The 9,642-nt window shown below is 60.6% G+C and carries 7 protein-coding genes, 1 rRNA gene and 1 pseudogene; 3 read left to right on the plus strand and 6 right to left on the minus strand.

What is annotated here, in order from left to right:
• The first annotated feature begins 168 nt into the window (after window positions 1-168).
• Window positions 169-283 (plus strand): 5S ribosomal RNA (gene rrf, locus AB5Y93_RS15485).
• A gap of 101 nt (window positions 284-384) precedes the next feature.
• Here rrf and AB5Y93_RS15490 read toward each other — a convergent pair.
• From AB5Y93_RS15490 to ilvY, 3 genes are all read right to left on the minus strand, one after another.
• Window positions 385-2,958: a GNAT family N-acetyltransferase gene (locus tag AB5Y93_RS15490; RefSeq protein WP_368229767.1), complete on the minus strand. Its 2,574-nt coding sequence runs from the start codon at window positions 2,956-2,958 to the stop codon at window positions 385-387.
• 90 nt (window positions 2,959-3,048) lie between these two features.
• Window positions 3,049-3,240: a hypothetical protein gene (locus tag AB5Y93_RS15495; protein WP_368229768.1), complete on the minus strand. Its 192-nt coding sequence runs from the start codon at window positions 3,238-3,240 to the stop codon at window positions 3,049-3,051.
• A 107-nt stretch (window positions 3,241-3,347) separates the two neighbouring features.
• Window positions 3,348-4,241 carry an HTH-type transcriptional activator IlvY gene (ilvY, locus tag AB5Y93_RS15500; protein ID WP_010676123.1) on the minus strand — a complete coding sequence of 298 codons (894 nt, stop codon included), beginning with the start codon at window positions 4,239-4,241 and terminating at the stop codon, window positions 3,348-3,350.
• A gap of 193 nt (window positions 4,242-4,434) precedes the next feature.
• Between ilvY and ilvC the strand changes: the two genes are divergently transcribed.
• The gene (gene ilvC / locus AB5Y93_RS15505; RefSeq protein ID WP_039041087.1) at window positions 4,435-5,916 is read left to right on the plus strand and encodes a ketol-acid reductoisomerase; all 1,482 of its coding nucleotides are present in this window, start codon (window positions 4,435-4,437) and stop codon (window positions 5,914-5,916) included.
• A 163-nt stretch (window positions 5,917-6,079) separates the two neighbouring features.
• Here ilvC and pgi read toward each other — a convergent pair whose 3' ends face one another.
• On the minus strand, window positions 6,080-7,729 hold the full coding sequence (gene pgi / locus AB5Y93_RS15510) for a glucose-6-phosphate isomerase (RefSeq protein WP_336582664.1): 1,650 nt from the start codon (window positions 7,727-7,729) through the stop codon (window positions 6,080-6,082).
• 421 nt (window positions 7,730-8,150) lie between these two features.
• On the opposite strand from pgi, the gene AB5Y93_RS15515 reads away from it, so the two are divergent.
• Window positions 8,151-8,339 (plus strand): hypothetical protein, encoded by a 189-nt coding sequence (locus AB5Y93_RS15515; RefSeq protein WP_029314882.1) that lies wholly within the window; start codon window positions 8,151-8,153, stop codon window positions 8,337-8,339.
• 115 nt (window positions 8,340-8,454) lie between these two features.
• On the opposite strand, the gene AB5Y93_RS15520 is transcribed toward AB5Y93_RS15515, so the two are convergent.
• Both AB5Y93_RS15520 and AB5Y93_RS15525 read right to left on the minus strand, forming a co-directional pair.
• Complete coding sequence (locus AB5Y93_RS15520) at window positions 8,455-9,291, minus strand: mechanosensitive ion channel domain-containing protein (protein WP_042864726.1); 837 nt, start codon at window positions 9,289-9,291, stop codon at window positions 8,455-8,457.
• 173 nt (window positions 9,292-9,464) lie between these two features.
• Window positions 9,465-9,548, minus strand: a pseudogene (locus AB5Y93_RS15525) (nucleoid occlusion factor SlmA); the annotation flags it as partial.
• Window positions 9,549-9,642: the final 94 nt, after the last annotated feature.

Below are 9,642 nucleotides of genomic sequence, written 5' to 3' on the forward strand. Positions count from 1 at the left end.
GTAAGCGTAGCGATACGTTGAGCTAACCCATACTAATTACCCGTGAGGCTTAACCATACAACACCCAAGAAGTGTTCTAAGGCTTGTAGCAAATACCAAGCGAACTACTAATTCAGTGATAATGACCAAGTCGTTATTCACATCAGCTTTCCAAGATTGAAGATTTTGCCTGGCGGCCATAGCGCCGTGGAACCACCTGATCCCATGCCGAACTCAGAAGTGAAACGCGGTAGCGCCGATGGTAGTGTGGCATTCGCCATGCGAGAGTAGGACACTGCCAGGCACCCAATACAAGAAACCCCGCTCACTCGAGCGGGGTTTTTTATTGCCTGAAATTCACGTTATCCATCCATATCTGGTTGATTTACCACCACGATTGTATCGTTATACAACCTGATCAGCACAGGGCAGCTCCATGTTGACTATCCCATCTTCCAGCTGAATATCGATCTTGAAACCGAGCCGTTTGGCCAGATTGATCATGCCGCGATTGCTGGGCATGGTCATGCCAGATAGCTGGCCTATGCCACGCTCTCTGGCATAGCGCACGATCTTTTCCATCATCAACTTGCCGAGTCCGAGCCCTTTCAAGTCTGAGCGGACCAGGATGGCAAACTCCGCATCCGATTGATCCGGGCTGGCAATGGCTCGCACCACTCCCAGGATCTGCTGGCTGAAAGGGCCGTCCTGACCCACGGCGACGAAGGCCATTTCCCGGTCATAATCGATCTGGGTCATACGGGCCAGCTCCTCATGCCCCAGCTCCCCCACGTCGGCGAAGAAGCGTTTGTACCTGTCTTCATCAGACACCTGCCGCACGAACTGCTTGTGGGCCGGCTCGTCTTCGGGGCGAATGGGGCGCAGCAGCACATGACTCTGATCTTTCAGCCAGGCACCCTCTTCCAGCTCGGTGGGATAGGGGCGAATGGCCAGTGGCAGCACTTGTTGCCCTCGCTCTGCCAAGGCGAGCCGGGCATCCAGGATCACCATCTCTTCGCCACAGGCCTGCAGCGGGTGCAGATCCAGTTCTTGTATCTCGGGGAAGGCCAGCAGCAGCTCGGAGAGCTGGCACAGCACCTGGCCGAGGGCGTCGATATCGAGCCGTACCGGACTGGCCTGCTCGCGGATCTTGCCATCCTTGAGGGCACCAATGATCTGGTAGCGAGCCAGTGCCTGGTTGAGGGGAGGAAGGGCCGCGACCATGTCGCGGGGCTCGGCGCCGGATTCCCCGAGCAGGATGACGGGGCCGAAGACAGGATCCTGCTGCAAGCGGATCCGTAGCTCCAGACCCCCGCTGCGGCGTGCCATGCGTTGTACCAGAAGCCCTTCTATGCGGGCGCCAGGATCGTGCTGACGTACCCTGTCCAGAATGGCATCCGCCGCCTGGGCGACTTCCGCCGAGGTGCGCAGGTTCAGCATGACACCGTGTACATCGGATTTGTGGGCGATGTCGGGAGATCGCAGCTTCACCGCTACGGGGTAGCCAATCTGTTCTGCAGTCAGTGCGGCCTCTATGGCATCGGAAACGATCCAGGTCGCGAGGGTTGATAGCCCGGCTGCCTGCAAGATGGGATGGGCCAGGTGGGTGTCCAGCACCCGCTGCTGGCGGTCCAGCGCTTGCCCAAGGAGCTGCTGGCAGCGCTCGACATCGAGCCTGTCGCCCTGCAGGGAGGCCGGTGTTTCCATCAACTGTTTCTGGTTGCGGCGATATTCCACCATGTGCATGAAAGCCGTGACGGCGCTTTCCGGGGTGCGATAGGTTGGGATGCCCGCCTCATTGAACAGGCGTCTCCCCTCCTGGGCGGAGTATTCGCCTGCCCAGTTGGTCAGGATGTTGAATCGTCTGGCCCTGGGATGCTGCTTGATGAAGTCGATCAGGCTGCTGGCGAGGGTGACACCTCGGGCGGTGAGGGACGGTGCATGGATCAGCAGGATGGCATCGGCACCGTCCCCTTGGAGCAGCGTCTCGAGTGCACTCTTGTAGGCATCGATATCTGCATCGCTGCCGATGTCGAGGGGTGGCATCGCCAGCTTGCCTCCCCGAGACAGCAGTACGTCTGCGGCCATGTTGGCGAGGCCGCGCCCGTTGGAGAGGATGGCGAGCCGCTCCCCCTTGAGGGTCAGGGAGTGGCTCAGGGTCTCGACAGTGGCAAACAGTTCGTGGGTATCCCGGACGCGCAGCATGCCAGCCCGGCGGATGGCGGCATCATAGACATTGTCGAGACCGTTGGCCGGGTCGTGCCGACCGCTCTTGAGGATCAGGATGGGTTTGTTACGCGAGGCGGCACGGGCGGCGGAGAGAAAGTGCCTGGCATCGTGCAGCTTGTCCATGTAGATCAGGATGGCGCGGGTCGTCCCGTCCCGGGAGAGCTGATCCAGCAGTTGGCCAAAGTCGATGTCGCAATGATCGCCCAGGGAGATGAAGGCCGAGAAGCCGATTTCGCGCTGCTTGGCCCAATCCAGGATGGTGGTGCTGACCGCTGCCGACTGGGAGAGAAACGCCACCTGTCCCGGAGTCGCTGCAATGGGGGAAAAGCTGGCGTTGATACCCTGCCCGGGGAGCAGCATGCCCATGCTGTTGGGGCCGAGCAGCCGGATGCCGTATTGCTGGCACAGATGCTTGAGCCGCAGGCGCTCGTCAGTGGAGAACTGGGCGGCCAGTATGATGGCGGCTCCGGTTCCTTTCTTGCCGAGCTCCTCAATGAGCGGCAGTACCCGTTCGCGCCGGGTACAGACGATGGCGAGATCGGGGGAGAGGGGAAGGCTCTCTATGTCCGGATAGGCGAGCACGCCAGCGATGGCCTGGCTGCGGGGGGCTACGGGTAGTATAGGGCCCTGGAACTGACCCGCCAGCAGGTGCCGGATGACCACATGGCCTGCCTTCTGCGGATCACTGGAGGCGCCGATGACGGCGATCGAGTGAGGTTTGAAGAGCCGATCCAGGCCGCTTTGTTTCATGGGCACTCCTCGTGGTGGCCCCCGGGGCGAGGGGGACGGATGGTGCCAGTCTAATACGCTTTGCGTGCGGGTTCTGTGACCGATTGCGGATCACGATCTGGCCAGTGCGCTGGCGCGCAGATAAAAGCGCAGCTCCCCCTGAATGCATTGCACCGTGGCGAGGTGATTGTCCTGGAGATAGATCTCCTGCTCCCGATCGAGTTCATGGCGCTGGACCCCGAGGCTTTGCAGATATTCTGCGAACAGGATGGCACTGCGGATTTCGACAAGATGCTGGCTCACGCTCTATTCCTTGATGGTGGCTGGATGGTGCCGGCCAGTGTCCCCTCTTCTCCCCCACTTTCATACTGATACATTTGACACTCACCGTGGCTCTGACGCCTGCCGGATCAGCGAAGGCCTCCCTGGCCGCGTGCGGTGTCCCAGAAGGCGCGGATCAGCGGCTCTTCCAGCCGCTTCTTGAGCACGGCGATGCCGACGTCGAACGCCTTGAGCGCCGGTTTGGGCTCGACCACACGCACCTTGTCCCCCATGGGGCTGTGATCGATGACGGCGGCAGGCACGACACCCACACCGAAGCCGAGGGCCACCATGGCGACGATGCCCTCGTTGCCCGCCACTTCTGCATAGATGTTGGGAGCTATCCCCTTGTTGCGAAACCATTGATCACAGCGCTTTCGGGCCAGCCCCTGTTCGGAGAGGATCAGCGGCAGGCGTTCCCAGTCAGGTTCGCCCTGGGGGAACCACTGACCCTGCTGGGGGGCATTGCGGGGGGCGATAAACACCAGCGGCACCTGCTGCAGGCTGGCGAATTCCAGCTTGGACGAGAGCGCATCCGGCCTCGCTGCGATGGCGAGATCGGCTTCGTCAGCCAGGATCTTGTCCACTGCCAGTGCCGGGTCGCCGGTCTCCAGCTTGATCTCCAGCTGGGGATAACGGCGACGAAAGCGTTCCAGTACCTCGGGCAGCAGAAAGTAGCTGGCGGTGACCGAACAGAACACCCGCAACCGCCCTTGCAGCGGCTCGTCGCTGCGCTTGAGCTCCTGTTTGAGTTGGCGCCACTCCTGCAGCAAGGCACCGCCAAACTCCCGCAGCTTGTCACCAGCAGGGGTGAGCCGCACCGAGCGGTTGTCCCGCTCGAACAGCACGCAGCCGGTCTCCTGTTCCAGTCGCTGGATGGCGCGGCTCAGGGTGGAGGGGCTGACCGCCATGGCATCGGCGCTTTTGCCGAAGTGGAGGGAGTCGGCGAGGTGGAGAAACAGTTCGAGATTGCGAAGGTCCATCTTTTTATTCCTGCGGCGTTGTCAGGCGCCCTGTAGCACGATGGCTCGGCGGCGGGAGATTGCGGGAAATCACATTTCAATTCCTGCAACGTACTGTTTCGAATATATCAGTTCAGGCAATAAGTGTCCCGCGCTATAGTGGTTTCGACAACGCCGCTATCCGGCATGGAATCAATCGAACGGAGCAATCACCATGGCTAACTATTTCAACACCTTGAACCTGCGTCAGCAGTTGGCCCAGCTGGGCAAGTGTCGTTTCATGCAGCGCGAAGAGTTCGCGGACGGCTGCAACGTGCTGAAGGGCAAGAAGGTGGTGATTGTGGGCTGTGGCGCCCAGGGCCTGAACCAGGGTCTGAACATGCGCGACTCCGGGCTGGACATCTCCTACGCCCTGCGCAAGGCCGCCATCACCGAGAAGCGCGCCTCCTGGCAGAAGGCCACCGACAACGGCTTCGTGGTCGGCACCTATGAAGAGCTGATCCCGACCGCCGATCTGGTGCTGAACCTGACTCCGGACAAGCAGCACTCCGACGTCGTCAAAACCGTGATGCCGCTGATGAAGCAGGGCGCCGCGCTGGGCTACTCCCACGGCTTCAACGTGGTGGAAGAGGGTCAGCAGATCCGTTCCGACATCACCGTCGTGATGGTTGCACCCAAATGCCCGGGCACCGAAGTGCGTGAAGAGTACAAGCGTGGTTTCGGCGTACCGACCCTGATCGCCGTCCACCCGGAGAACGATCCCCAGGGTGAGGGCATGGCCATCGCCAAGGCGTGGGCCTCTGCTACCGGTGGCGACCGTGCCGGCGTGCTGGAATCCTCCTTCGTCGCGGAAGTGAAATCCGACCTGATGGGCGAGCAGACCATTCTGTGTGGCATGCTGCAGGCCGGTTCCCTGCTCTGCTACGACAAGCTGGTTGCCGAGGGCACCGACCCGGCCTATGCCGGCAAGCTGATCCAGTTCGGCTGGGAGACCATCACCGAGGCCCTGAAGCAGGGCGGCATCAGCCTGATGATGGACCGTCTCTCCAACCCGGCCAAGCTGCGTGCCTTCGAGCTCTCCGAGCAACTGCGCACCCTGATGCGTCCGCTGTTCGAGAAGCACATGGATGACATCATCGCCGGCGAGTTCTCCCGCGGCATGATGGCTGACTGGGCCGAAGACGATGCCAAGCTGTTCGGCTGGCGCGAAGAGACCGGCAAGTCCGCCTTCGAGAATGCCCCTGCCTATGCCGGCAAGATCGCCGAGCAGGAGTACTTCGACAATGGCGTGGTCATGGTGGCCATGGTCAAGGCGGGTGTCGAGCTGGCGTTCGAAACCATGGTGGCCTCCGGCATCTATGAAGAGTCCGCCTACTACGAGTCTCTGCACGAGCTGCCGCTGATCGCCAACACCGTCGCCCGCAAGCGTCTGTACGAAATGAACGTGGTCATCTCCGATACCGCGGAGTACGGCAACTACCTGTTCGCCAACGCCGCCGTGCCGCTGCTGCGCGAGCACTTCATGCCGACCCTGCAAGCAGGGGACCTGGGCAGTGCCCGTGCCGAGAGCAAGGCGGTGGACAACCTGGCCTTGCTGGCTGCCAACGAAGCGACCCGCAACCACCCGATCGAGAAGATCGGCCAGACCCTGCGTGGTTACATGAAGGACATGAAGCGTATTGCCGTCGGCGGTTAAGCCTTCGCTGAGCGGCATCGGAAGGGGCGGGGATGACGATCCCCGTTACTGGCTGGCTTAGACACCTGGCCTGTCGTCCGGATGATGCAAACAGACAGATTGAAGCCTATAAAAAAGCCCCGCTCATCGAGCGGGTCTTTTGCATTCTGGAGGGCGGGAGCAATCAGGCCTTCCAGGCTTTCCAGGTGTTGATCAGGCCGTTGGTGGAGCCGTCGTGGCTGGTGACGGCCTCATCGGTGCCCAGCTCCGGCAGGATCTTGTTGGCCAGCTGTTTGCCCAGCTCCACACCCCACTGGTCGAAGGAGAAGATGTTCCAGATTGCGCCCTGTACGAAGATCTTGTGCTCGTACATGGCGATCAGGGAGCCGAGGGTTTTCGGGGTCAGCTGCTTGAACAGTATGCTGTTGGTCGGGCGGTTGCCTTCGAACACCTTGAACGGCACCAGCTCTTTAACTTGGTCGAGCGTCTTGCCGGCGGCCAGGAACTCGGCCTCCACCGCTTCCTTGCTCTTGCCGAAGGCCAGGGCTTCGGTCTGGGCGAAGAAGTTGGCCAGGAGCTTCGGATGGTGGTCACCGATGGGGTTATGGCTGATGGCCGGCGCCAGGAAGTCGCAGGGGATCAGCTTGGTGCCCTGATGGATCAGCTGGTAGAAGGCGTGCTGGCCGTTGGTACCCGGTTCACCCCAGATGATGGGGCCGGTCTGGTAGTCAACCGGATGGCCGTCGCGGTCCACGTACTTGCCGTTGGACTCCATGTTGCCTTGCTGGAAGTAGGCAGGGAAGCGGTGCATGTACTGATCGTACGGCAGGATGGCTTCGGACTCGGCACCATGGAAGTTGTTGTACCACAGGCCGATCAGGGCCAGCAGTACGGGCACGTTCTGTTCATAGGCGGCAGTGGCGAAGTGCATGTCCATCTCGAAGGCGCCTTGCAGCAGGGCCTCGAAGTGCTCGAAGCCGAGGGAGAGGGCGATGGGCATGCCGATGGCGGACCAGGAGGAGTAACGACCGCCGACCCAGTCCCAGAACTCGAACATGTTGTCGGTGTCGATGCCGAACTCGGCCACGGCCTTGCCGTTGGTAGACAGGGCGGCGAAGTGCTTGGCCACGTGAGCCTTGTCACCGGCGTGACCGAGGAACCAGTCGCGGGCGGTCAGGGCGTTGGTCATGGTCTCCTGGGTGGTGAAGGTCTTTGAGGCCACCAGGAACAGGGTGGTTTCCGGATCGATCTTCTTGAGCGTCTCGGCGATGTGGGTGCCGTCGACGTTGGAGACGAAGTGCATCTCCAGGTGATTCTTGTAGGGGCGCAGGGCCTCGGTGATCATGACGGGGCCCAGATCGGAGCCACCAATGCCGATGTTGACCACGTGCTGGATGGCCTTGCCGGTATAGCCCTTCCACTCGCCACCGATGACCTTCTCGCAGAAGCCCTTCATCTTGGCCAGTACGGCGTTCACTTCCGGCATCACGTCCTTGCCGTCAACCTCGATGGGACGGTCGGAGCGGTTGCGCAGGGCGGTGTGCAGTACGGCGCGTCCTTCGGTCATGTTGATCTTGTCGCCGTTGAACATGGCGTCGATGGCGCTGCGCAGATCGGTCTCGCCAGCCAGGTTCACCAGCAGCTTGAGGGTCTCTTCGGTGATCAGGTTCTTGGAGTAGTCGACCAGGATGTCGCCACCGAAGGTGAGGGAGAACTTGTCAAAACGCTTGGGATCCTGTGCGAACAGATCCTTGAGACGCATCTCCTTGTTGGCTGCAAAATGGGCTTCCAGTGCCTGCCAGGCCTGGGTCCGGGTTGGATTGATATTTTTCATAGGATTATCAGTCTTCCAAGTTGTGTTTGAACCTTGCAGGCAAGGCTCCCGCCAAACCTTATTATGCGAGCATTATACCGGGCACTCCGTGCGCCCCGTGTAACAGAGCATTACCAATTGTCTGCAACGAGGGAGTGTACAACCAAAACAGTGCGATTATGAGTCACTCAGTACCCCGGGATCTTGCGTTCGCGCATGCTTGTTCGGGTTGAAAAGGCTTTCATTTCAAGGGGAGCGCGGCCGTGGCTCTGGAAAGCTGGCGTGACAGATCAAAGGGTATTCAACAGACGCTCATCGGACGGTTTTTTGAGCAGGCGCAAATGGTGGGCAACAGACGCTGGCTATCATATGAGCCGAATGGACGAGATCTCCCAGGGATGGCCAAGGTATGGAATCAATGGTGTGGAATGAGGAGATCGAGATGAAAGCCCTGTTATCCCTGTTTGCCCTGAGCCTGATCGCCACCGGCCTCATCGGTTTGCTGACCCTGACGCTGGCCAATGCGGCGCCGACGCTGGAGATCCGCGTGCTGGCGGTGATCGGAGCCGTGCTGGGGGGCTATGTGCTGATGCAGCCCCTGCTCAACCGGGTCGCACGCCGGCTGGGGTGAGAACGCGGTGCTATCTGGTGCGCAAGACCGGCCTGTGGCCGGTTTTTTCATGTCACAGAAGGCAGAAACGACAGTGCCAGCCCGAAGGCTGGCACTGGAGAACGCACACCGAGGATCAATCCGCCGTCTTTTGCATGTGGACCACACGCTGGGGGAAGGGGATCTCGATGCCCTCGGCGTCGAAGGTGAGCTTCACCTTCTCGTGGAAGTCGAACCAGACTCCCCAGTAATCGCCGGTCTTGACCCAGGGGCGCACCACGATATTGACCGAGGAGTCGGCCAGCGCGGCAACGGCAATGGTGGCGGCCTGCTCCTTCAGGATGCGGGGCTCTTCGCTCACCAGCCGCTCCAGGATCTGTTTGGCCTTGCGCAGGTCGGAGCCGTAGCCGATGCCGAAGGTCATGTCGACGCGGCGGGTATCCATGCGCGAGTAGTTGACGATGGTGCCGTTGAGGATGGCGGAGTTCGGCACTACCACCATCTTGTTGTCACCCGAGGTGAGGGTGGTGGTGAAGAGCTGAACCGATTGCACAACGCCATTGGTGCCTGCCACCTCGATGAATTCCCCTGCCTTGATGGGGCGGAAGATGATGAGCAGGAAACCGGCGGCAAAGTTGGAGAGAGAGCCCTGCAGCGCCAGACCGATGGCCAGACCGGCGGCACCGATAATGGCGACGAAGGAGGCGGTCTGCACCCCGACCCTACCCAGAGCGGCGATCACCACGAACACCAGGATGGTGTATTTGAGGATGCTGCCGACGAAGTGGGTGACGGTGGTGTCCAGCTTGCGGGTCTGCATCACCTTGACCACGCCACCGCTGAGAAGGTTGGCGGCAATGTAACCGACCAGCAGGGTGATCAGGGCGGCGGCGATGTTGACCGCATACTCGATGATCAGTCCCTGGTTGTTGGTCAGCCAGGTCTGTGCTTCGGTAATGATCTCGGGTTCCATAGGATGTCCTGTTGGTGTGAAGATTTATGGCAGATGAATCTAACACTTGAGCGCGACAAGCTGGGTCGCATCTGGTGCTTGTCTCTTCTTTTGTGCCACAAAAAGCAAGGGAGGCCAAGGCCTCCCGTTTTGTCACAACCCTGCTGGCGCAGGAGCGCATCGAATGTACGCACTCAGCTTTGCAGCAGCTGGCTGCGGATAAACTGCCACTGATCTTCAAACCCGGCGGTGGGCTTGATTGTGAACTCCGAGCGGACGTGCATTGGTTGATGCGGTCTGCTGGCTCAGCTTTGCAGCTGCTGGCTGCGGATGAACTGCCACTGATCTTCAAACCCGGCGGTGGGCTTGATT

Origin of the sequence: Aeromonas sp. R10-1, assembly GCF_040908465.1 — a bacterium.
Taxonomy (GTDB): domain Bacteria; phylum Pseudomonadota; class Gammaproteobacteria; order Enterobacterales; family Aeromonadaceae; genus Aeromonas; species Aeromonas caviae.

What these genes read in the sequence shown, in the direction of transcription:
- AB5Y93_RS15490 (WP_368229767.1), bottom strand. Translation starts at nt 2,958, where the DNA reads ATGAAACAAAGCGGCCTGGATCGGCTCTTCAAACCTCACTCGATCGCC.
- ilvY (WP_010676123.1), bottom strand. Translation starts at nt 4,241, where the DNA reads ATGGACCTTCGCAATCTCGAACTGTTTCTCCACCTCGCCGACTCCCTC.
- ilvC (WP_039041087.1), top strand. Translation starts at nt 4,435, where the DNA reads ATGGCTAACTATTTCAACACCTTGAACCTGCGTCAGCAGTTGGCCCAG.
- pgi (WP_336582664.1), bottom strand. Translation starts at nt 7,729, where the DNA reads ATGAAAAATATCAATCCAACCCGGACCCAGGCCTGGCAGGCACTGGAA.
- AB5Y93_RS15515 (WP_029314882.1), top strand. Translation starts at nt 8,151, where the DNA reads ATGAAAGCCCTGTTATCCCTGTTTGCCCTGAGCCTGATCGCCACCGGC.
- AB5Y93_RS15520 (WP_042864726.1), bottom strand. Translation starts at nt 9,291, where the DNA reads ATGGAACCCGAGATCATTACCGAAGCACAGACCTGGCTGACCAACAAC.